The sequence below is a fragment of the Parvibaculum sp. genome, assembly GCF_049671045.1.
Classification (GTDB): Bacteria; Pseudomonadota; Alphaproteobacteria; order Parvibaculales; family Parvibaculaceae; genus Parvibaculum.
Genome location: NZ_JBATUH010000015.1, coordinates 1 through 21,362, shown reverse-complemented (window position 1 = coordinate 21,362; position 21,362 = coordinate 1). Strand labels below are relative to the sequence as shown.

Annotated in this window: 19 protein-coding genes and 1 pseudogene; 19 read left to right on the top strand and 1 reads right to left on the bottom strand. The window is 65.4% G+C overall.

The annotated features are described in order from the left end of the window. Window position 1 precedes the first annotated feature (1 nt). The 3 genes from WBG82_RS00925 to WBG82_RS00915 all read left to right on the top strand — a co-directional run bounded on the left by WBG82_RS00925 (window position 2) and on the right by WBG82_RS00915 (window position 2,510). Window positions 2-1,690, top strand: coding sequence for a ribonuclease J (locus WBG82_RS00925; protein ID WP_424420236.1), 1,689 nt, complete (start codon window positions 2-4; stop codon window positions 1,688-1,690). Between the two features lie 73 nt (window positions 1,691-1,763). Continuing rightward, the gene (gene mce, locus WBG82_RS00920; RefSeq protein WP_424420234.1) at window positions 1,764-2,168 is read left to right on the top strand and encodes a methylmalonyl-CoA epimerase; all 405 of its coding nucleotides are present in this window, start codon (window positions 1,764-1,766) and stop codon (window positions 2,166-2,168) included. 39 nt (window positions 2,169-2,207) lie between these two features. Further along, on the top strand, window positions 2,208-2,510 hold the full coding sequence (locus WBG82_RS00915) for a DUF1467 family protein (protein WP_424420232.1): 303 nt from the start codon (window positions 2,208-2,210) through the stop codon (window positions 2,508-2,510). 301 nt (window positions 2,511-2,811) lie between these two features. Here the strand turns inward: WBG82_RS00915 and WBG82_RS00910 are convergent, their stop codons facing one another. Beyond that, on the bottom strand, window positions 2,812-4,134 hold the full coding sequence (locus WBG82_RS00910; RefSeq protein ID WP_424420230.1) for an NCS2 family permease: 1,323 nt from the start codon (window positions 4,132-4,134) through the stop codon (window positions 2,812-2,814). A gap of 99 nt (window positions 4,135-4,233) precedes the next feature. On the opposite strand from WBG82_RS00910, the gene WBG82_RS00905 reads away from it, so the two are divergent. The 16 genes and pseudogenes from WBG82_RS00905 to WBG82_RS00830 form a co-directional block, all read left to right on the top strand. After that, window positions 4,234-4,680 (top strand): hypothetical protein, encoded by a 447-nt coding sequence (locus WBG82_RS00905; protein ID WP_424420228.1) that lies wholly within the window; start codon window positions 4,234-4,236, stop codon window positions 4,678-4,680. Window positions 4,681-4,769: 89 nt separating this feature from the next. Beyond that, the gene (locus WBG82_RS00900; RefSeq protein ID WP_424420226.1) at window positions 4,770-6,437 is read left to right on the top strand and encodes a hypothetical protein; all 1,668 of its coding nucleotides are present in this window, start codon (window positions 4,770-4,772) and stop codon (window positions 6,435-6,437) included. 130 nt (window positions 6,438-6,567) lie between these two features. Then, window positions 6,568-7,887, top strand: coding sequence for a proline--tRNA ligase (gene proS, locus WBG82_RS00895; RefSeq protein ID WP_424420224.1), 1,320 nt, complete (start codon window positions 6,568-6,570; stop codon window positions 7,885-7,887). A gap of 42 nt (window positions 7,888-7,929) precedes the next feature. Further along, window positions 7,930-9,228, top strand: a complete 1,299-nt coding sequence (locus WBG82_RS00890; protein ID WP_424420222.1) for a lipoprotein-releasing ABC transporter permease subunit — start codon at window positions 7,930-7,932, stop codon at window positions 9,226-9,228. After that, window positions 9,228-9,947, top strand: coding sequence for an ABC transporter ATP-binding protein (locus WBG82_RS00885; RefSeq protein WP_424420220.1), 720 nt, complete (start codon window positions 9,228-9,230; stop codon window positions 9,945-9,947). Before WBG82_RS00890 ends, WBG82_RS00885 begins: the two co-directional genes overlap by 1 nt. A gap of 124 nt (window positions 9,948-10,071) precedes the next feature. Beyond that, complete coding sequence (locus WBG82_RS00880) at window positions 10,072-11,136, top strand: YeiH family protein (protein WP_424420218.1); 1,065 nt, start codon at window positions 10,072-10,074, stop codon at window positions 11,134-11,136. Window positions 11,137-11,175: 39 nt separating this feature from the next. Then, on the top strand, window positions 11,176-12,081 hold the full coding sequence (locus WBG82_RS00875; protein ID WP_424420216.1) for a LysR family transcriptional regulator: 906 nt from the start codon (window positions 11,176-11,178) through the stop codon (window positions 12,079-12,081). 67 nt (window positions 12,082-12,148) lie between these two features. After that, window positions 12,149-12,289, top strand: a complete 141-nt coding sequence (locus tag WBG82_RS00870; RefSeq protein ID WP_324298521.1) for a hypothetical protein — start codon at window positions 12,149-12,151, stop codon at window positions 12,287-12,289. 102 nt (window positions 12,290-12,391) lie between these two features. Then, window positions 12,392-15,808: a DNA polymerase III subunit alpha gene (gene dnaE, locus WBG82_RS00865; RefSeq protein WP_424420213.1), complete on the top strand. Its 3,417-nt coding sequence runs from the start codon at window positions 12,392-12,394 to the stop codon at window positions 15,806-15,808. A 242-nt stretch (window positions 15,809-16,050) separates the two neighbouring features. Continuing rightward, window positions 16,051-16,821 (top strand): 30S ribosomal protein S2, encoded by a 771-nt coding sequence (rpsB, locus tag WBG82_RS00860; RefSeq protein ID WP_424420211.1) that lies wholly within the window; start codon window positions 16,051-16,053, stop codon window positions 16,819-16,821. Window positions 16,822-16,913: 92 nt separating this feature from the next. Next, window positions 16,914-17,840 (top strand): translation elongation factor Ts, encoded by a 927-nt coding sequence (tsf, locus tag WBG82_RS00855; RefSeq protein WP_424420209.1) that lies wholly within the window; start codon window positions 16,914-16,916, stop codon window positions 17,838-17,840. 155 nt (window positions 17,841-17,995) lie between these two features. After that, window positions 17,996-18,721: a UMP kinase gene (gene pyrH / locus WBG82_RS00850; RefSeq protein ID WP_424420207.1), complete on the top strand. Its 726-nt coding sequence runs from the start codon at window positions 17,996-17,998 to the stop codon at window positions 18,719-18,721. Between the two features lie 33 nt (window positions 18,722-18,754). After that, on the top strand, window positions 18,755-19,321 hold the full coding sequence (gene frr, locus WBG82_RS00845; protein WP_424420205.1) for a ribosome recycling factor: 567 nt from the start codon (window positions 18,755-18,757) through the stop codon (window positions 19,319-19,321). A 69-nt stretch (window positions 19,322-19,390) separates the two neighbouring features. After that, window positions 19,391-20,146, top strand: a complete 756-nt coding sequence (locus WBG82_RS00840; protein ID WP_424420203.1) for an isoprenyl transferase — start codon at window positions 19,391-19,393, stop codon at window positions 20,144-20,146. A gap of 2 nt (window positions 20,147-20,148) precedes the next feature. Beyond that, on the top strand, window positions 20,149-20,994 hold the full coding sequence (locus tag WBG82_RS00835; protein WP_424420201.1) for a phosphatidate cytidylyltransferase: 846 nt from the start codon (window positions 20,149-20,151) through the stop codon (window positions 20,992-20,994). After that, window positions 20,985-21,362 (top strand): annotated as a pseudogene (locus WBG82_RS00830) (1-deoxy-D-xylulose-5-phosphate reductoisomerase); the annotation flags it as partial. The gene WBG82_RS00835 and the pseudogene WBG82_RS00830, both read left to right, overlap by 10 nt.

Sequence of the window (21,362 nt, the reverse complement as noted above, 5' to 3'; positions counted from 1 at the left end):
CATGGCTTCCGCAGAACGACGATCGACGCATCGGGACGAACTCGTCTTCCTGCCGCTTGGCGGCACGGGCGAGATCGGAATGAATCTGAATCTCTACGGCTTCGGGCCCGAGGACGACCGCAAATGGATCATCGTCGATCTCGGCGTCACTTTCGGCGATGAGCGCACGCCGGGCGTCGATCTCATCATGCCGGACCCGGCCTTCATCGAGGAGCGGCGCGACGAGCTTCTCGGCATCGTGCTCACTCATGCGCATGAGGATCACATAGGTGCCGTCGCGCATCTCTGGCCCAGGCTGCGATGCCCCGTTTACGCGACGCCATTCACGGCGACGCTCGTGCGCGCGAAGCTCATCGAAGAGGGCATCGAGAACGATGTGCCGATGAATGTCGTGCCGCTCGGCAGCCGTTTCGCGCTCGGGCCCTTCGACATCGAACTCGTGACGCTGACGCACTCGATCCCCGAGCCCAACGCGCTCGCGATCCGCACGCCGCTCGGTCTCGTGCTTCACACAGGCGACTGGAAGATCGACCCCGACCCGCTGGTCGGCGACGAGATGGATGTGAAGCGCCTTACCGAAATAGGCGACGAGGGCGTGCGCGCCATCGTCTGCGATTCGACCAATGTGTTTTCGCCCGGCAGCTCCGGCTCCGAGGCCGATGTCGCCAAGAGCCTCGTCGAAGTCATCCGCGCCTGCCCGCAGCGCGTCGCGGTGACGACCTTCGCCTCCAATGTCGCGCGGCTCGAGAGCATCGCCAAGGCGGCAGCCGCATGCGACCGCCGCGTCGTGCTGGTCGGGCGCTCCATGTTCCGCGTCGTCGGCGCGGCGCAGGACGCGGGCTATCTCGCCGATCTGCCGCCCTTCCTCACGGAACACGATGCCGGCTACTTCCCGCGCGACAAGGTCCTCTATCTCTGCACCGGCAGCCAGGGCGAGCCGCGCGCGGCGCTTGCCCGCATCGTCGAGGACACGCATCCCAACATCGCGCTTTCGGAAGGCGATGCGGTCATCTTTTCCTCGCGCATCATTCCCGGCAATGAGGCGTCGATTTTCGACCTCCAGAACCGGCTTGCCGAGCGGGGTATTCGCGTCATCACCGAGCGGGATCATTTCGTTCACGTCTCGGGCCATCCGTGCAGGGACGAACTTGCCCGAATGTATCAATGGGTGAGGCCGCAAGTGGCCGTGCCCGTGCATGGCGAGGCGCGTCACATCGCCGAGCACGCCGTGCTCGCGCGCGAGCTTCAGGTGCCCGAAGCGGTGGTGCTGCGAAACGGCCTCATGCTGCGCCTCGCGCCGGGACCCGCCGAGGTCATAGACGAGGCGCCGGCGGGCCGCCTCTATCTCGACGGCGACGTGCTGATAGATGCCCATGAGGGCGCCGTTCAGGAGCGCCGCAAGCTCGCCTTTGCGGGGGCGGTCTTCGTCAGCCTCGTGCTCGACAGGGACGGAAAGGTGAGGGGCGACCCTCAGGTGCGGCTGATGGGCCTGCCGGAGGAAGATGGGCACGGCGTCAGCTTCGAGGATTGTGCGCTCGACGCGATCGACGCGGCGCTGGACCGACTGCCGCCCAAGCGGCGAGGCGACGATGATGCGGTCGCGGAGCTTCTGCGGCGGGCCGTCCGGGGGGCGCTCAGGCGCGAATGGGGCAAGAAGGCCCAGGTCGAGGTCGCGGTGATCCGGATCTAGGGTGCTTGCCCACAGCTTTGAGCCGCTCTAAACATGAACCAACGAAATTCATCCTTCGGATAGAGAGGCATCCATGCTCGGTCAGCTCAACCATGTTGCGATTGCGGTTCCCGACGTTCGCGCGGCCGGCGACATGTATCGCAAGAAGTTCGGGGCGAAAGTGTCGGAGGCGGTGCCGCAGCCCGATCACGGCGTCACGACCGTCTTCGTCGATCTCGGCAACACCAAGCTCGAGCTTCTGGAGCCTCTGGGCGAAGACTCGCCCATCGCCGGCTTCCTCGCCAAGAACCCGAAGGGCGGCATCCACCATATCTGCATCGAGGTGGACGACATCAACGCGGCCTGCGAGCGCGTGAATGCCGAAGGCATCACCATTACTGGAACGGGCAAGCCGAAGATCGGCGCGCATGGAAAGCCGGTCGTTTTTCTGCACCCGAAGGATCTTTTCGGTACGCTGGTCGAACTGGAGCAGGCCTGAGGCCAAAGGCCCCGGGGCGCGCTTGCCTGAGGTGACAGCATGACTTTGACGGCAGGACTTGCGATCTACCTCGTCATCTGGTGGACGGTGCTGTTTGCCGTGCTGCCCTGGGGCATCGTTTCGCAGCATGAGGAGGGCGCCGTTACCGACGGGACGGATGCGAGCGCGCCCGTTCGTCCGCGGCTCCTCCGCAAGGCGCTGATCACGACGATCATCGCCGCCGTTCTCTGGTGCGTCGTCGCCTATATCTACACCTATCAGCCGATCAGCTTCGACAGCATCCCTTTCCTGCCGGAACTCCACGACTGGTACGGCCCCACCGACGGCCAGCCGGCGAACTGAGCTTCGCCGCCGCCTCGGACGCGCGAAGCAGAGACAGCAAAAGCGAAACTGCGGACAAAAAAAAGCAAGGTCCACTTTCGTGGCCTTGCTTGATGAGTGTTCCCTCTTTGTCGCGCCTCCGGCGGCATTGTGTCGCCACCGCAGTCAGCGTTCCCTCCCTAAACTTGGGCCGCGCTTTCCGCGCCGTCCCCTTTGTTGTGAGCACTATAACTACGCATCTTGAGCGTGTCACGAAATTTTCTCATGAGAAAATCGCTTTTGGCGCAATTTCAGGAATCAGTATCGCGATGTCTCTTGCGCTTCATTGCAAGGCGAGCTTGATCGCGAAAGCAACCGCGATGAGGAGCACGGCGCCGTTCACTTCGCGCGGCCGTCCCGCCAGCACCTTGACGGCAACGTAGGTGAGGATGCCGATGCCGATTCCGCTGGCGATGGAAAAGGTCAGCGGGATGGCAAGCGCCATGACGACGGCAGGAACTGCCTCCGTCACATCGTCCCATGCGATATCGGCGAGGCTCCGTGCCATGAGGCAGGCGACGAAGAGAAGCGCGGGCGCCGTCGCATAGATCGGCACGGCCTCAGCGAGCGGCGCGAGAAAGAGGCTCGCGATGAAGAGCAGCCCCACCACAACGGCGGTGAGCCCCGTGCGCCCGCCGGCATCGACGCCCGCGGCGCTTTCGATATAGCTCGTCGTCGTCGATGTGCCGAGCATCGCGCCGATGATGCTCGCGGAGGAATCGGCGACCATCGCCTTGCGCAGACGCGGCAGGCGTCCTTCCGCATCGAGCATGTTCGCGCGGTCGGCGACGCTGACGAGCGTGCCCGCCGTGTCGAGAATGTCGACGAGCAGAAAGACGAAGACGATGGTGACGAAGCCCGCCCTGATCGCGCCGGAGAGGTCCATTTGCAGGAAGGTCGGGGCGAGGGAGGGCGGCGCCGACGCAATACCCGCGAACGGCTGATATCCGAGTGCTATGGCCGCGGCCGTGACCGCGAGAATGGAAATGATGATGGCGCCGGGCACGCGCCGCGCCTGGAGCGCCGCCAGCACGACGAAGCCAGCGGCGGCGAAGAGGGCGGGCTGGGTGAGCTTGCCCATGGTCACGAGCGTTGACGGATCGGCGACGACGATGCCTGCGTTCTTGAGCCCAATCAGCGCGAGGAAGAAGCCGATGCCGGTCGCTATTGCGCTTTTGAGCGAGCGAGGGATCGAATTGATGAGCCATTCCCGCAGCGGCGAAAGCGAGAGGGCGAGAAAGAGCACGCCTGAAAGAAACACGCAGCCGAGCGCCACGCGCCAGTCGCCGCCGAGTTCCGGCACGGCGACGAAGACGAAATAGGCGTTGAGCCCCATGCCGGGAGCGAGCGCCACGGGATAGTTCGCATAAAGGCCCATGATCAGCGTACTGATCGCGGCGGCAAGGCAGGTGGCGACGAAGACGGCGCCGAAATCCATGCCCGCGCCGGACAGGATCGCCGGATTGACGAAGATGATATAGGCCATGGCGAGGTAAGTGGTGACGCCGGCCAGAACCTCGGTGCGGATGCTGCTGCGGTTCTCCGCGAGCTGGAAGAAGCGGTCGAGAACAGTGCGGCCTTGCCCGCCTGTCGGCACGTCAGTCATCGTTTCCCTCCGGACCGCCCCTCGCGGCGGCGCGCATTTTGACCAAGACGCGGCGCTCCGGAAAGATATCTTTAAGCGCGCGGGCGCAGGATCGAAGACATGACACGACCCGGACATCTGGCTCTTTTCGCCGTCATTCTGGCGGCGGCCCTTACCCCCGCCTCGGCTGAAGAGCTTGCGGGCGCGGAGGCGCCGTTTCAGGTGGTCGAGATCGGCGGGGAGGGATGCGCGGCGCTTGCGACCTATCTCCCGAACGGCGAGGCGGACTACAAGCCCGGCGTCGCGGCGGATGGCAGCGCGGTGGCGCCCGCCGATCTTGGCGGCGGCTACGGGATCGAGCCGCGGACGCAATACACGTTTCAGGTGAGGATCGCGCCGCTTGGCGCCGCCAATCCGAAATACAGCCCCGATTCCTCGTTCGAGGTTGCGACGGTCGAGATCGACACGAAAACCGGCCGCGTCTCCGTCGATGGCGCGGAGGTGAGCGGCGCGGGCCACGCTCTCGCGGAGGCCTGCGCGCGTCAGCGCCGGAAATCCGGCGACTGATCATCCGTTAACCATGTTTTCCGTCGCCCGCTTCCTTGACAAGCGAGGGGGCGCCGCCGAGTCTCGCAAGCGGGCTGGCGGGGGAAGACATGCGTTTGGCGACAGCGGGGGCGGCGCGGGCCGTCATTGGCCTTCTTGCGTTGTTCCTGTGGGTGCTGCCGGCCGAGGCCGGCGTGATGACGAGCTGGCGCATCACCAAGGACCATTGGGACGAGGCGGACGAGAAGGGCTGGCAGGACTTCGTGACGCGGCTCGGCGCGGAAGATTGCTGGACCATCGACGCCTGCATCAAGAGCCCGGCAAATCCCTATCGCCATACCGATCCCAAGGTGACGTTCCTTGTCGATTGCGCCGACGTGCCCTATTTCCTGCGCGCCTATTACGCCTGGAAGAACGGTCTTCCCTTCGCCTGGCAGAGCGCGATGCAATCGAATGACGGGCCGGGGGGCGACATTCGCTATTCGTCGAGCGGCAATCGCGTCGTGGGGCGGAGTTCCGTGCCGGCGACCGCTCAGGGCGTCCCCGCCATTTCGCTCCTCTACCAGATCGTCAACACCGTCTCGACGGCGATGTTCCGGCACGATGCGACCTCGGACAGCGCGACCATGTTCACCGACATGTATTCGCCGCGCCTCGACCGGGAGGCGATCAGACCGGGGACCGTCGCCTATGACGTGAACGGCCATGTCGCCATGGTCTGGAAGGTGGAGGAGAGCGGACGCATCCTGATCTTCTCCTCGCATCCCGACCATACACTCGACCGCACCTTTGTCGGCCGCGAGTTCTTGCGCACGGGGCCGGAACTCGGCTCGATCTTCCAGAACTGGCGCCCGATCCGGCTGGCGGGCGCGAAGCGCCTGGCCGATGGCACGCTGGTCGGCGGCCGCATCGTCGGCACGCCCAATTCCGAAATTCCCGAATTCTCGCTCGAACAATACACGGGCAACCCGCCGACCAATCCCTCGCTCTGGGCGCTTGCGAATTTCGTCAGGGATGGCGAGCAGATGGATTTCTACACCTATCTGCGCGCGCGGCTTTCGGTCGGCGACCTCGAATACAGGCCCGTCGAGGAGATGCACGTCATGATGCAGACCCTCTGCCAGGATCTGAAGGCGCGAAAGCAGGCCGTCGAGATCGCGCGAAATGAAGGCCGCACCACTTCCATGCCGCAACCCGGCCGCCTGCCGCGGAATATCTACGGCACGGATGGCGTCTGGGAGCTTTATTCGACGCCCTCGCGCGACGCGCGGCTCAAGACGGCGTTCAAGGAGATGTATGACCAGACGCGCGAATTCATCCGCATGAAGGAGGCGAACGCGCCGCGCCTGCAATATGGGGGTGCGGACCTGCCCGGCGATCTCCTGCGCGCCTACAATCAGGAAGATGCCGCTTGCCCGATCACCTATCGCAAGACCGATGGGTCCAAGGTGACGCTGACCATCGACGATGTAGTCCACCGGCTCTTCAAGCTCTCCTTCGACCCCTATCACTGCGTGGAGCGCCGCTGGGGCGCGAGCGATCCGACGGAGCTTGCCTCCTGTCCGGACGGGGCGCTCAAGACGCGCTGGTACGAGGCCGAGCAGCCCCTCCGCAACCAGATCGACCGGACTTATGACGTCGAGATGGGATCGAGCCTCGAGGAACTGGAGCGAGGACCCTTCGGGCTCGAGACCGGGCGCGGCGTCGCCGAGGCGCCCGAGGTCGACGTAAAAGCCTATCTCACGGGGTTGACGGGCAGGCTCTCGGCCGAGCGCTGAGGCAGGATTGCGGCAGGCCCCGGGCGGGGCTTTGGATCGTCCGGTTGGCTACATTGCCAAGCCCGGCGCGACCCCCTAATACTTGAGCCCCAATTCGCCCCCCAGGACGGCCTTCGAGGCCACGGTAATCATGCGCCTTTCCAGATATTTTCTGCCCACCCTCAAGGAAAACCCCGCCGAGGCCCAGATCGTCTCGCACCGCCTGATGCTGCGCGCCGGCATGATCCGGCAGGAGGCGGCCGGCATCTATGCCTGGCTGCCGCTCGGGCACCGCGTGCTTCGGAACATCGAGCAGATCGTGCGGGAGGAAATGGACAGGGCAGGTGCCGTCGAGCTTCTCATGCCGACGCTTCAGCTTGCCGATCTGTGGCGCGAGAGCGGCCGCTACGACGCCTACGGGCCGGAAATGCTGCGCATCAAGGACCGCCACGAGCGCGAGCTGCTCTACGGTCCGACCAATGAGGAAATGATCACGGAAATCTTCCGTGCCTATGTGCGCTCCTATCGCAGCCTGCCGCTCAACCTCTATCACACGCAATGGAAGTTCCGCGACGAGCAGCGTCCGCGCTTCGGCGTGATGCGCGGCCGCGAATTCCTGATGAAGGATGCCTATTCCTTCGATCTCGACGAGGCGGGCGCGCGGCTCTCTTACAACCGCATGTTCGTGGCCTATCTGCGCATCTTCGCGCGCATGGGGCTGAAGGCGATCCCGATGCGCGCCGAGACGGGGCCCATCGGCGGCGATCTGAGCCATGAATTCATCATTCTCGCGGAAACCGGCGAGTCGGGCGTCTTCTGCAACAAGGACGTGCTCGATCTTCCCAGTCCCGGCGCGGATGTCGATTATGACGGCGACCTCACGCCCATCATCCGGCAGTGGACGGAGCTTTATGCCGCGACCGAGGACGTGCACGATCCCGAGCGCTTCGAGCGCGAGGTCAGCGCCGACAAGCGGGTGAACACGCGCGGCATCGAAGTCGGGCAGATCTTCTATTTCGGCACCAAGTATTCGGAGGCGATGAAGGCCGTCGTGTCCGGCCCCGACGGCGTCGAGCGGCCGATCCATGGCGGCTCCTACGGCGTCGGCGTGTCGCGCCTCGTCGGCGGCATCATCGAGGCGAGCCACGACGAAAGCGGCATCATCTGGCCGGAGAGCGTTGCGCCCTTCCGCGTCGGCCTCGTCAATCTGAAGCAGGGCGACGCCGAGGCGGATGCCGCTTGCGAGGATCTCTACGGCAAGCTCGAAGCGGCGGGCGTCAGCGTTCTCTATGACGACACGGAAGAGCGCGCGGGCGCCAAGTTCTCCAACATGGACCTGATCGGCCTGCCCTGGCAGCTCGTGGTGGGGCCGCGCGGCCTCAAGAACGGGGTCGTCGAACTAAAGAACCGGGCGACGGGCGAGCGCGTCGAACTTTCGCCTGAGGCGGCGCTCAACAAACTGATAGGCTGAGCCGGCAGAACGAGTCGGGCGGGCGCACGACGGGAAGAGGACATGGAAGCTCAAGGCTTCGCCAACACCACCCCCAGAGGCCGGGGCAGGAGCTTGCCCTTCGGGGCGTTTGAATGGCTCCTTGCCATGCGCTATCTGCGGGCGCGCCGCCGCGAGGGCTTCATCTCCGTCATCGCCGGCTTCTCCTTCGCGGGCATCATGCTTGGCGTCGCGACGCTCATCATCGTCATGTCGGTGATGAACGGTTTTCGCACCGAGCTTCTCGGCAAGATACTCGGTCTCAACGGGCACATGTTCGTGCGCGGCGTGACGAGCTATGTGACGGACTTCGACGCGGTCGCGAGCAAGCTCGAAAAGATCAGCGGCATCGTCAGCGCGACGCCGATGGTCGAAGGGCAGGTCATGGCCTCGAGCCGCAGCAATGCGCAGGGCGCGCTGGTGCGCGGCCTGCACGAAAAGGACCTCAGGCGACTGAAGGTCGTCTCGGATCACATTCTGCTCGGCTCGCTCGACGGTTTCGACAATGGCGATGGCATCGCCATAGGAGCGCGCCTTGCGAAGAATCTCGGCCTCTCGGTCGGCGACAGCGTCACGCTGCTCTCGCCGCGCGGCGCGATCACGCCCTTCGGCACAGCGCCCCGCGTCAAGGCCTATAACGTCGCCGCGATCTTCGAGATCGGCATGTCGGAATATGATGCGAGCTTCATCTTCATGCCGCTTCAGGAGGCGCAGCAATATTTCCGCACGGGCGACGGCGTCACAGCGCTCGAAATCAAGGTGCAGAATCCCGACCGCGTGAAGGCGCTCGTGAAACCCGTTGCCGATACGGTCGGTCCCTGCTGCGATGTCATCACCTGGGAAGAGACGAACAGGACCTTCTTCAGCGCCTTGCAGGTCGAGCGCAATGTGATGTTCCTCATCCTCACGCTCATCCTCATCGTCGCGGCGCTCAACATTGTCTCTGGCCTCATCATGCTGGTGAAGGACAAGGGACGGGACATCGCCGTGCTGCGCACCATGGGCTCGACGCGCGGCGCGATCATGCGCGTGTTCTTCATATCCGGCGCCTCGATCGGCGTCGTCGGCACCATTGCGGGCTTCCTGCTCGGCACGCTCTTCTGCCTCAACATCGAGACGCTGCGGAAGTGGCTGTCGGAGCTTTCTGGCACCGAGCTTTTCTCGCCCGAAATCTATTTCCTGAGCCACATGCCGGCTGAAATTCAGGCGGGCGAGGTCGCCGCCGTCGTCGGCATGGCGCTCTTCCTTTCATTCGCCGCGACGCTCTATCCGGCCTGGCGCGGCGCGTCGCTCGATCCCGTCGAAGCGTTGAGGTACGAGTGATGGCGAGCGACGGCGCGAGCGAATATCCGGTGCTGAGCCTGCGCGGGATCACGCGCATCTATCGGCAGGGCGATGAGGAGCTTCGCATCTTCGAGGAAGCGGCGCTCGACATCTGGGCGGGCGAGATCGTGGCGCTGGTCGGCCCTTCGGGCTCGGGCAAGTCGTCGCTGCTGCATATTGCGGGGCTTCTCGAAGCGCCGGATGCGGGGCAGGTCTTCATCTCGGGGCGGGACTGCATTCCGCTGAGAGACAATCTGCGCACCGCCGTTCGCCGCCGCGAACTGGGCTTCGTCTATCAGTTCCACAATCTTCTGCCCGAGTTCTCGGCGCTCGAAAATGTCGTGCTGCCGCAGATGATCGCGGGCGTGCCGCGCAAGGCGGCGGATGAGTTCGCCCTTTATCTTCTCGACCGCATGGGGCTCGCGGCCCGTGCGACGCACAGGCCCGCGGAGCTTTCGGGAGGCGAACAACAGCGCGTGGCGATCGCGCGGGCGCTCGCCAATCGGCCGCGGCTTTTGCTTGCGGACGAGCCGACCGGCAATCTCGATCCGCGCACCGCGCGCATGGTTTTCAACGAGCTTCTGGAAGTCTGCCGCACGCAGGGCGTCGCCGCTCTCATCGCGACGCATAATCTCGACCTTGCCACGCATATGGACCGCGCCGTGCTGCTGCATGAAGGGCGCCTCCTCGAAGGCGCGGACGTCGCCGCTCACTACTGACGTCCGCGCGCCGAGCGCCCGACGATTGATCGATTCCCTCGAATGAAACGAGTGCTGCAATGCGTTGGACGCGGCGGCGGCGTCCTCGCATCTTCCTCGTCATCGGTGATCGAGGGAGATCGTCATGCCTGCGAGCGATGCGGCCGCGCCAGCGGCGGATGAAACGGGATCGGCCGGTGCCGCGGAAGCACGGCCCGGCATCCGCGCCCAGGGCGCGCGCATGCTTCCGGGCCTTCTGCTGACCGCCGCGATCGCCGCCCTCGCCATGGCGCTTCACCGCTTCGCGGGGCTTGCCGGCCTCAGCCCGCTCATCCTGTCGATCCTGCTCGGCACGGCCATCCACAATTTCATCGGCACGCCTGCGGCGGCGAAGCCGGGCGTCGGCTTCGCGCTGCGGCGCGTTCTGCGCGCGGCCATTGTGCTGCTCGGCCTGCAACTGACGGCGAGCCAGATCGCAAGCGTCGGCCTTGCGGGCATATTCGTAACGGCGCTGACGCTCGGCGCGACATTCCTCTTCACCACATGGGCGGGCAGGCGGCTCGGCGTCGCGCGGCCGCTGACGGCGCTCATCGCCGCCGGCACCTCGATCTGCGGCGCCTCGGCCGTGGTCGCCGCCAATGCGGTGGTCGATGCGGCCGACGAGGACGTGGCCTATGCGGTGGCGAGCGTGACGATCTTCGGCTCGCTGTCGATGCTGCTTTTCCCGCTGCTCAATGCGTGGCTGCAACTCGCGCCTCATGCCTATGGCCTCTGGGCGGGCGCTTCCATTCACGAGATCGCGCAGGTCGTCGCGGCTTCATTCGCGCAAGGGGAGGCCGCCGGCCATTTCGGCACCGTGGTCAAGCTCACGCGGGTTCTGATGCTCGCGCCCGTGGTGATCCTGCTCGCCTCGCTCTGGCGGCGTGGCGGGACGCAGGCCACTGGCAGCGGCCGGGTGACGGCGCCCTGGTTCGCCCTCGGCTTTCTCCTGATGGTCGGCCTCAACAGCGTGATGCCGCTGTCCGAGGCCATCCGGGCCGATGCTGCGGCGATCACCACTTTTCTGCTCGCCATGGCGCTTGCTGCGATGGGCCTCGAGACGGACATCGCCAAGCTCAGGGCCAAGGGCATGAGGCCGCTGGCGCTCGGGGCATCTTCCTGGCTTTTTATCACCGGCTTCGGTCTGGCGATGGCGGCTGTCGCCATGTAATGCTTGCCCGCCATTTCCGTCGCAAGGACCCGCGCCCACGTGACCCTTGACCAGTTGCGAATTTTCGTCGCCGTCGCGGAGCGCGAGCATGTAACGCGCGCGGCGAGGGCACTCGGCCTGACTCAGTCGGCGGTGAGTTCGGCCATCGCCGCGCTCGAGGCGCGGCACGATACGAGGCTCTTCGACCGCGTGGGGCGGCACATCGAGCTGACGGCGGCGGGCCGCCTCTTTCTCGACGAGGCGCGCGCCGTGCTGGCGCGGGCCCATGCCGCGGAGCTGATGCTGAGCGAGCTTGGCTCGCTCGGGCGCGGCACGCTCAATGTTCATGCGAGCCAGACGATAGCGAGCTACTGGCTTCCGGCGCAGCTCGTGCGCTTTCGCGAGGCATATCCGCGCATCGAGGTTCGCCTTGCCGCCGGAAACACCGAAACCGTCGCCCGCGCGGTGCTCGAGGGCAGCGCCGATCTCGGCTTCGTCGAAGGGGCCGTGAAAATTCCCGCGCTCGCCTCCGTCGAGGTCGGCGCCGACCGGCTCGTTCTCGTCGTCGGTGCGAGCCATCCGCTCGCCCGGCGCAAGCGGGTCGGCCTTGCCGAGCTTGCCGGGGCGGCCTGGGTCGTGCGCGAGGCTGGTTCCGGCACACGCTCGGAGGTCGAGGCGGCGCTCACCGCGATGAAGCTTCCCGTTCATGCGCGGGAGATCGCGCTAGAACTGCCGTCGAACGAGGCGGTCCGCGCGGCCGTCGAGGCGGGGGCGGGCGTTGCCGGACTTTCCGATCTGGTGGCGGCCCCCGGCCTCGAGGCGGGGACGCTTCGTCGGCTCGACGTCGACATGCCGGCGCGGCCCTATCTCGCGCTGCGCCACCGCGAAAGGCGGCTCAGCAAGGCCGCCGAAGCCCTGCTGGCCAGTTGCGGACGGCCGGCGGGAGGCGGGCGCGGCCGATCCTGACCCCCTTGACAGATGTGAACAGAACAGGAACAATCCGCATCAGAACATTCCATGAACGGAGAGGGTCATGAGTGAACTGGTCGCGAAGGCAGCCGATGCACGGAGAAATCCCTGGCTGAAGGACGTGGCGGCGCTGGCGTCGATCGGCGCTTTCGTCTGGGTCGCCGGGACCTGGGCTGAGATCGCCCGGTCGCTGCTCCAGAGCTGAGGCGCACGCCCGATGCGGGGCGGTGGCCTTGTCCACAACTATTCGCGGTTTCCCTGATCGCGGCAGGTGACAGGGGGCAAGCGGGGCCAGACAATGTCGCGCATGTCCGACTCAATGCTCCGTTTCGTCCATCTGCGCCTCCATTCGGCCTTTTCGCTGCTGGAAGGCGCGATCCGCGTCAAGGACATCGCCAAGCTCTGCAAGGCCGACGGCATGCCGGCCGTCGCCCTGACCGACACGGGCAATCTTTTCGGCGCGCTGGAGTTTTCAGAAACGCTGGCCGGCGCGGGCATCCAGCCCATCGTCGGCTGCACGCTGCCCCTCCTCATCGAGGACGAGGACGAGCCGGGCAGGGGCCCGCGGCGCGACATTTCCGGCACGCTGGCGCTCCTTGCCAAGGACGAGGCCGGCTACCGCAATCTGATGAAGCTTTCGAGCCGGGCCTTTCTGGGGCCCGAGGCGGGCGAGCCCCCTCACATATCGCTCGATCTGCTGGCCGCGCATCACGAGGGGCTGATCTGCCTGACGGGCGGCCCCGCGGGCATCGTCAACCGGAAGCTCGCGGCCGGGCAGCGGCCCGCCGCGGAGGATCTGCTGCTCCGGCTGAAGTCGATTTTCGACGACAGGCTCTATGTCGAGTTGCAGCGCCACGATCTCGATGTGGAACGCCAGACTGAACCGGCTCTCATCGACATGGCCTATGCCCATGAGCTGCCGCTGGTGGCGACGAACGAGCCTTATTTCGCGCGGGAAGACGAGTTCGAGGCCCATGATGCGATGATCTGCATCGCGGAGGGCGCCTATGTCACGCAGGGAAACCGTCGGCGCCTGACGCCCGAGCACCGCTTCAAGACGCAGGCCGAGATGGCGGCCCTGTTCGACGATCTGCCGGAGGCGATCGCGAACACGATCGAGATCGCCCGGCGCTGCGCCTACCGCCCGCGCACGCGCAAGCCCATCCTGCCGAAATTCGGCGTCGACCATAGCGAGGCGGAGGAGCTGCGGCGGCAGGCGGAAGAGGGGCTGACCGCGCGGTTGGCGCAGGTCACGCCGGTTTGTCCGGAGGAGGAATATCGCGCGCGGCTGCGCTTCGAGCTCGACGTCATCATCAAGATGGACTTCCCGGGCTACTTCCTCATCGTTGCCGACTTCATCAAATGGGCGAAGGCGCATGGCATTCCCGTCGGGCCGGGCCGTGGCTCGGGCGCGGGCTCCGTGGTCGCCTGGGCGCTCACCATCACCGATCTCGACCCGCTGCGCTTCGGGCTTCTGTTCGAGCGCTTTCTCAATCCCGAGCGCGTCTCGATGCCGGACTTCGACATCGACTTCTGCCAGGACCGGCGCGACGAGGTGATCCGCTACGTGCAGGCGCGCTATGGCTACGATCAGGTGGCGCAGATCATCACCTTCGGAAAGCTGCAGGCGCGCGCCGTGCTGCGCGATGTGGGTCGCGTGTTGCAGCTTCCCTACGGGCAGGTCGACCGGCTCTGCAAGCTGGTGCCGAACAATCCCGCAAACCCGGTGACGCTGGCCGAGGCGATCAGGGGCGAGCCGCGCCTTCAGGAGGCGCAGAGAGCCGAAGAGGCCGTGGCGAAGCTTCTCGAAATCGGCCAGAGCCTCGAAGGGCTCTATCGCCACGCATCGACCCATGCGGCGGGCGTGGTCATCGGCGACCGGCCGCTCGACGAGCTTGTTCCGCTCTATCGCGATCCGCGCTCCGACATGCCGGTCACGCAATTCAACATGAAGTGGGTGGAGCCCGCCGGCCTCGTCAAATTCGACTTCCTCGGGCTCAAGACGCTCACCGTGCTCGATCAGGCGGTGAAGCTCGTCGCGCGGCGCGGGATCGGGATCGATCTGCTGCACCTGCCGCTCGATGACCGCAAGACCTACGAGATGCTCGGGCGCGGCGAGACGGTCGGCGTGTTCCAGCTTGAAAGCTCGGGCATGCGCGACGTGCTCCGCAAGCTCAATGCCGACCGCTTCGAGGACATCATCGCGCTCGTGGCGCTCTATCGCCCCGGCCCGATGGACAACATCCCGAAATATATCAACTGCAAGCAGGGGCGGGAGGAGCCCGATTATCTCCACCCGCTGCTGGAGCCCGTGCTGAAGGAGACGAACGGCGTCATCATCTACCAGGAGCAGGTGATGCAGATCGCGCAGATCCTCTCCGGCTATTCGCTCGGCGAAGCCGACCTTCTGCGCCGCGCCATGGGCAAGAAGATCAAGGCGGAAATGGATGCGCAGAAAGAGCGCTTCGTGACCGGCGCCATCGCCAAGGGCATCGACAAGACGCAAGCCTCAAACATCTTCGAGCTGGTGGACAAGTTCGCAGGCTACGGTTTCAACAAGTCGCACGCCGCCGCCTATGCGCTCGTCGCCTATCAGACGGCGTGGCTCAAGGCGAACCACCCGGTTGAGTTCCTCGCCGCCTCGATGAGCCTCGACCTCGGCAACACCGACAAGCTCAACATCTTCAAGCAGGACGCGCAGCGTCTCGGCATCAGGATCAGGCCGCCAAGCGTGAACGAGTCCGAAAGCGTCTTCGCGGTGAAGGATGGCGACATCATCTACGCGCTCTCCGCCATCAAGAATGTCGGCCGGCAGGCGATGGATCATCTCGTCGAGGTGCGCGAGGAGGGCGGGCCCTTCCGCGACCTCTTCGATTTCGCCCGCCGCATCAATCCCCGCTTCATCAACAAGCGCGCCTATGAAAACCTCGCGCGGGCAGGGGCTTTCGATTGTCTGAACCCAAATCGCGCGCAGGTGCTGGCGGCCGTCGATCTCGTGCTCGGAACTGCGAGCGCGGCGGCGGAGGAGCGCGAGTCCCGGCAGAACAATCTTTTCGGCGAAGCGACAGGGGCCAGGGTCGCAAATCCGGCGCTTCCCAATGTCGATGGCTGGACGCCGATCGAGCGCCTCAATGAGGAGTTCAACGCGATCGGCTTCTACCTTTCCGGCCACCCGCTCGACGACTACCAGACGGCGCTGCGCCGCTCGAATGTCGTCACCTATGCGGAGCTGATCGCGCGCGGCAACCAGGCCGAGCTCGTGGCGGGCACCGTCACCGCGAAGCAGGAGCGCAAGTCGAAGAAGGGCAACCCCTTCGCCTTTCTCAGCCTCTCGGACCCGAGCGGCCAGTTCGAGATCGTCGTCTTCTCCGAAGTGCTCGGCCAGTCGCGCGACCTGATGGAGCCCGGCAGGTCGGTCGTCATCTCGGTCGAGATCGACCGCTCCAATGACGAGGTGAAGCTCCGCGCCCAGTCCGTCCGTGCGGTCGACGAGGTGGTGGCGAACGCGGCGGCTGGCATGAAGATCTTCGTCGATGCGGAGGAGCCCCTAGCGGCGCTGAAATCCCGGCTTTCCGAAAGGGGCCGGGGCCTCGTCTCGCTGGTGCTCATGGGCGAGGGCGGGCGCGAGGTCGAACTGAAACTCCCCGGCGGCTACAAGGTTACGCCCCAGATCCGGGGCGCGATCAAATCGGTGACCGGGGTCATCGAGGTGCAGGAGATCTAGGCGAACGCCCTCATGGAGCACGTTTTTCGGCCCCTAAGACCCTGCGACCCTTGCCAATTTCTTCGATTCCCCCTATACCCGCGCCATTCCACACGCGGGGTTCGGCGATCCCACGCCCGCTCGGTGCTGCCCCTCAAAGGGGCGTGTTTCGAGGGCAACATAGGGTTCGTCGGTCCGGTGCGGCCGGTTTCCGGCCGTTCTTTCCCCCGCGGAGGTCCAACCGGAAAAGGAGCAAGAGTGTCATGGCACTCCCTGAATTCTCTATGCGTCAGTTGCTGGAAGCCGGCGTTCACTTCGGCCACCAGACCCACCGCTGGAACCCGAAGATGGCCCCGTTCCTCTTCGGCGACCGTAACAACATCCACATCATCGACCTGGCGCAGACCGTGCCGCTGCTTCATCAGGCTCTCGTCGCTGTCCGCGACGTGATCGCCGCCGGCGGCCGCGTCCTCTTCGTCGGCACGAAGCGCCAGGCCTCCGAGCCCGTGGCCCTCGCTGCCCGTCAGTGCGCCCAGTACTACATCAACCATCGCTGGCTCGGCGGCACGCTGACCAACTGGAAGACGATCTCGAACTCGATCCGCCGCCTTCGTCAGCTCGACGAGATGCTGGCGGGCGAGACGCGCGGCCTCACCAAGAAGGAGCTGCTGAACCTCAGCCGCGAGCGCGAGAAGCTCGAGCGCGCCATTGGCGGCATCAAGGACATGGGCGGCCTGCCGGACATCATGTTCGTGATCGACACCAACAAGGAAACGATCGCGATCGAGGAAGCCCGCAAGCTCGGCATCCCGGTCATCGCCATCCTCGACTCGAACTCGAACCCGGATGGCATCGCCTATCCGGTGCCGGGCAATGACGACGCCGCCCGCGCGATCGCGCTCTATTGCGACCTCGTCTCCCGCGCGGTCATCGACGGCATCTCGCAGAGCCACATCGCTTCGGGGTTGGATGTGGGTGCGGAAGTCGAACCGGCTGCCGACATTCCGGCTGAAGGCGAAGTGGCGGCGGGCTGAACGGCCCAGTCGCCTGCGTGACGATTTCGGCTCCGGCAGCACCCTCGGGCGTTGCCGGAGCGTACGCATTTTAAGCTTGAGAGGATATGGGAATGGCTGAGATCACTGCAGGCATGGTGAAGGAGCTCCGCGAGAAGACCGGCGCGGGCATGATGGACTGCAAGTCGGCCCTGAACGAGACGAAGGGCGACATGGAGGCCGCGATCGACTGGCTGCGGACCAAGGGTCTCGCCAAGGCGGCCAAGAAGTCGGGCCGCGTGGCGGCCGAGGGCCTTGTCGGCGTCGTCGCCGACGGCACGCGCGGTGCGCTGGTCGAGGTCAACTCCGAGACGGATTTCGTCGCCCGCAACGATCAGTTCCAGAAGATGGTCTCCGATATCGCTCAGGTCGCGCTCGGCGTGGAAGGCGATCTCGACAAGCTGCTCGCCACGACCTATCCGGGCGCCACGAAATCGGTGAAGGATTACGTCACCGAGCAGGTCGGCACCATCGGCGAGAACATGAATGTCCGCCGCGTTGCCTCCATGAGCGTCTCGCAGGGCGTCGTCGCCGCCTATATGCACAATCAGGTCGTGCCGGGCCTCGGCAAGATCGGCGTGCTGGTCGGTCTCGAATCCGCCGGCGACAAGGCGAAGCTCGCCGAGCTCGGCAGGCAGATCGCCATGCACATCGCCGCGACGAGCCCGCTTGCCACCCGCCGCGAGGAACTTGATCCGGCCGTGGTCGAGCGCGAGCGCAACGTTCTTATCGCCGAGGCGAAGGAATCGGGCCGCCCCGACAACATCATCGAGAAGATGGTCGAGGGCCGCATCCGCAAGTTCTACGAGGAAGTTGTTCTCCTTTCGCAGGTCTTCGTGGTCGATCCCGACAACACCGTCGAAAAGGCAGTCAAGAATGCCGAAGCCGGTGTCGGCGCGCCGATCCAGGTCGTCGGCTTTGTCCGCTTCGCCCTTGGCGAGGGCATCGAGAAGGCCGAGACGGACTTCGCCGCCGAAGTGGCCGCAGCCGCTCGCGGCTGATCTTTCCGGAATCTGACATGCGCCCCCTTCGCCGAACGGCGTTGGGGGCGCTATTGTCATGCAGGCCGGTCTGGATTCGCCCGCCGGGGCATCGGGGCCGGTCACGGGGGTAACCGCCCCGCATGTCCCCATCTGTCCATCGGAAGCGCCCCTGCATGTCCCGAAAGCCCATCTACAAGCGCGTTCTCCTCAAGGTCTCGGGCGAGGCCCTCATGGGCAGGCAGCAATATGGGATCGACGTCGAGACAGTCGATCGCATCGCCCGCGAGATCAAGCAGGCGACGGATATAGGCGCCGAGGTCTGCCTCGTGATCGGCGGGGGCAATATCTTCCGCGGGCTGTCGGGCGCGGCAAAGGGCATGGAGCGCGCCAGCGCCGACTATATGGGCATGCTCGCCACCGTCATGAACGCGCTCGCCATGCAGAATTCGCTGGAGCGTCTCGGCGTGCCGACGCGGGTTCTCTCCGCCATCCCCATGATGACCGTCTGCGAGCCATATATTCGCCGCCGTGCCGTGCGACACATGGAAAAGGGGCGGGTGGTCATCTTCGCTGCGGGGACCGGAAACCCCTTCTTCACGACGGACACGGCCGCCGCGCTCCGCGCCACAGAGATGGGATGCAACGCCCTTCTGAAGGGGACGCAGGTCGATGGTGTCTATTCCGCCGATCCGCACAAGGTGAAGGATGCCGAGCGTTATGAAAGGCTCACTTACATGGATGTCCTCACCAAGGATCTGCAGGTGATGGATACCTCCGCCGTCGCGCTGGCGCGAGAAAATGACATCCCCATCATCGTCTTCTCGATCCACGACGATGGCGGTTTCGTGAACGTTCTGACAGGCGCGGGCCGCTGCACTATCATCAGTGACGCAGCTTGAACCGGAACATCAACAAAAGCCCGGAAGGATAAGATGGCTGAACAGAAGACTCTCGATATTGCCGATGTTGAGCGGCGCATGCGTGGCGCGCTCCAGTCCCTGAAGCAGGATTTCGCTGGCCTGCGCACCGGCCGGGCTTCGGCCGGCCTCCTCGATCCCATCACGGTCGAGGCCTATGGCCAGACGATGCCCCTGACGCAGGTCGGCACCGTCGGCGTCCCCGAGCCCCGCATGCTCACCATCCAGGTCTGGGACAAGGGCATGGTTTCGGCGGTGGACAAGGCGATCAGGAATTCCGGCCTCGGCCTCAATCCGGTCGTGGACGGCACGCTCATCCGCCTCCCGATCCCCGAGCTCAATCAGGAGCGCCGGACGGAGCTTGCCAAGATCGCGGCCAAATATACCGAGCAGGCGCGTGTCGCCATCCGCAACGTGCGCCGCGACGCCATGGACGAGCTGAAGCGACTCGAGAAGGACGGCCATATGGGGCAGGACGACCACAAGGCCGGCACCGACAAGGTTCAGAAGCTCACGGACAAGGTCATCGCCGAGGTCGATGCGGCGCTGGCCCACAAAGAAGCCGAAATCATGCAGGTGTGAGGCGCTGTTCCCTGAATTGATGAACAAGTGCCGCTAACCATATGAAATGTCGTTGGAAAGCCTGACCAGGTGAAACGAACTTCCGACCAGCCGGCAAACGAACCGAAGGCCGTGGAAGTGCCTCGGCATGTCGCCATCATCATGGACGGCAATGGTCGATGGGCGGCGCAGCGCCATCTTCCGCGCAAGATCGGGCACCGGCAGGGCGTCGAGGCGGTTCGCGTCATCGTGCGCGCCGCCGGTGAGATGGGCATCGAGTATCTGACCCTTTATGGCTTCAGCTCCGAGAACTGGAAGCGCCCAGCTGAGGAGGTCAGCGACCTCATGGGCCTCCTTCGCCTCTTTATCCGCAGGGACTTGGCGGAGCTTCATCAGAACGGGGTTCATGTCCGCATCATCGGCGAGCGCGATCATCTGGAGCTGGACATCGTTGCACTCATCGAGGAGGCCGAGGCGCTTACGCGCGACAATGACAGGCTGAAGCTCATAATCGCCTTTAACTATGGCGGGCAAAACGAGATCGTTGCGGCGATGCGCCGGATCGCGGGCGAGGTGAAGGCCGGCCGTCTCGACCCGGCGACGATCACGCAGGAGACGATCTCCGCCCATCTGGACACGGCGGGCGTACCCGACCCCGATCTCGTTATCCGCACGAGCGGCGAGAAGCGCCTCTCGAACTTCCTCATCTGGCAGAGCGCCTATTCGGAGCTCGTCTTCACCGATGTGTTCTGGCCCGACTTCACGCCGGAGCGGCTGAGGGAAGCGGTGATGGAATTCAACCTCCGGGAGCGCCGCTTCGGCGCTGTCGGCAGCGCCGGGTCGTGACCATGGCCGAGCCCGCATCGCAGGCCAAATCGAGCGACCTCGGAACGAGGGTTCTCTCCGCCATCATTCTCGCGCCGCTGGCCCTGGCCATCGCCTGGATCGGGGGCTGGCCCTTCGCGGCGCTGATCGGCGCGGCGAGCATCGCCATGGCGGTCGAATTGTCCTGGCTCCTGCCGGGTGGCCAGCGCCGGGAGAGCATCTGCCTCGCCATCTGTGCGGTCGCCGCGGTCGCCCTGACCGCCGCCGACCTCGCCGTGGTGGCGCTGATCGTGGGCGCGGCCGGGCTTTGTCTCTCGCTTGCGGTCCGGCTCTGGCGCGGCGAGCCGCTCTGGGCTGCCTTTCTCGCCTATCCCTATCTGGTTATCCCCGTCATCTCCATCGTCTGGCTCCGCTCGGACCCGAGCCTCGGGCGGGCGGTAATTTTCTGGCTTCTGGGCACGGTCTGGGCGATCGACACATTTGCCTATTTCACGGGCAGGACCATTGGCGGGCCTAAGATCTGGCCGCGCCTCTCGCCCAAGAAGACCTGGGCGGGGCTCATTGGCGGCATGGCGGGCGCCGCCACGGTGGGCGCGGCGAGCGCCTATCTGCTCGACCTGGGCGCGGGCGCGGCCATCGTGCTCGCGCTGCTCGGTCTGCCCTTCGCGGTGATCGAGCAGGCGGGAGATTTTGGCGAATCCGCCCTGAAGCGGCGCGCGGGCGTGAAGGATTCGGGTAAGCTCATCCCCGGGCATGGAGGCATTCTCGACCGGGTCGATGGCCTGGTCGCGGTGGCCACGGGGGCTGCCCTGCTGTCGCTCCTTCACGGCGGCACGAGCGCGGGCGCGGGAGTACTGATTTGGTTCTGACGGCAGAACTTCGTAAAGCCGGCCGCAGCGCGGGCGAAGCGCGGCGCAGCGTCACCGTGCTCGGATCGACGGGCTCCATCGGCTGCTCGACGCTCGACCTGATCGAGAGGGAGCGGGAGCGCTTCGATCTCGTCGCGCTCGTCGCGAACAGGAATGTCGGTGCACTGATCGAACAGGCGCGCCGTCTGCGCCCGCAATTTGCCGTGATCGGCGATGCGACCCTTTATCCGGACCTCAAGGCGGGGCTCGAAGGGACCGGCATCGAGGCGGGCGCGGGCCGCGATGCGGTCATCGAGGCGGCGCTCCGCCAGGCCGACTGGGTGATGGCGGGCATTGTCGGCGCCGCTGGCCTTGCGCCGACGCTCGCC

Excerpts from the sequence above, each read along its gene's own strand:
- WBG82_RS00905 (WP_424420228.1), top strand. The coding sequence starts at position 4,234 with ATGACACGACCCGGACATCTGGCTCTTTTCGCCGTCATTCTGGCGGCG.
- tsf (WP_424420209.1), top strand. The coding sequence starts at position 16,914 with ATGGCTGAGATCACTGCAGGCATGGTGAAGGAGCTCCGCGAGAAGACC.
- frr (WP_424420205.1), top strand. The coding sequence starts at position 18,755 with ATGGCTGAACAGAAGACTCTCGATATTGCCGATGTTGAGCGGCGCATG.
- WBG82_RS00885 (WP_424420220.1), top strand. The coding sequence starts at position 9,228 with ATGGCGAGCGACGGCGCGAGCGAATATCCGGTGCTGAGCCTGCGCGGG.
- rpsB (WP_424420211.1), top strand. The coding sequence starts at position 16,051 with ATGGCACTCCCTGAATTCTCTATGCGTCAGTTGCTGGAAGCCGGCGTT.
- WBG82_RS00900 (WP_424420226.1), top strand. The coding sequence starts at position 4,770 with ATGCGTTTGGCGACAGCGGGGGCGGCGCGGGCCGTCATTGGCCTTCTT.
- WBG82_RS00880 (WP_424420218.1), top strand. The coding sequence starts at position 10,072 with ATGCCTGCGAGCGATGCGGCCGCGCCAGCGGCGGATGAAACGGGATCG.
- WBG82_RS00925 (WP_424420236.1), top strand. The coding sequence starts at position 2 with ATGGCTTCCGCAGAACGACGATCGACGCATCGGGACGAACTCGTCTTC.
- WBG82_RS00915 (WP_424420232.1), top strand. The coding sequence starts at position 2,208 with ATGACTTTGACGGCAGGACTTGCGATCTACCTCGTCATCTGGTGGACG.
- WBG82_RS00890 (WP_424420222.1), top strand. The coding sequence starts at position 7,930 with ATGGAAGCTCAAGGCTTCGCCAACACCACCCCCAGAGGCCGGGGCAGG.
- WBG82_RS00910 (WP_424420230.1), bottom strand. The coding sequence starts at position 4,134 with ATGACTGACGTGCCGACAGGCGGGCAAGGCCGCACTGTTCTCGACCGC.
- dnaE (WP_424420213.1), top strand. The coding sequence starts at position 12,392 with ATGTCCGACTCAATGCTCCGTTTCGTCCATCTGCGCCTCCATTCGGCC.
- WBG82_RS00870 (WP_324298521.1), top strand. The coding sequence starts at position 12,149 with ATGAGTGAACTGGTCGCGAAGGCAGCCGATGCACGGAGAAATCCCTGG.
- mce (WP_424420234.1), top strand. The coding sequence starts at position 1,764 with ATGCTCGGTCAGCTCAACCATGTTGCGATTGCGGTTCCCGACGTTCGC.
- WBG82_RS00835 (WP_424420201.1), top strand. The coding sequence starts at position 20,149 with ATGGCCGAGCCCGCATCGCAGGCCAAATCGAGCGACCTCGGAACGAGG.
- pyrH (WP_424420207.1), top strand. The coding sequence starts at position 17,996 with ATGTCCCGAAAGCCCATCTACAAGCGCGTTCTCCTCAAGGTCTCGGGC.
- proS (WP_424420224.1), top strand. The coding sequence starts at position 6,568 with ATGCGCCTTTCCAGATATTTTCTGCCCACCCTCAAGGAAAACCCCGCC.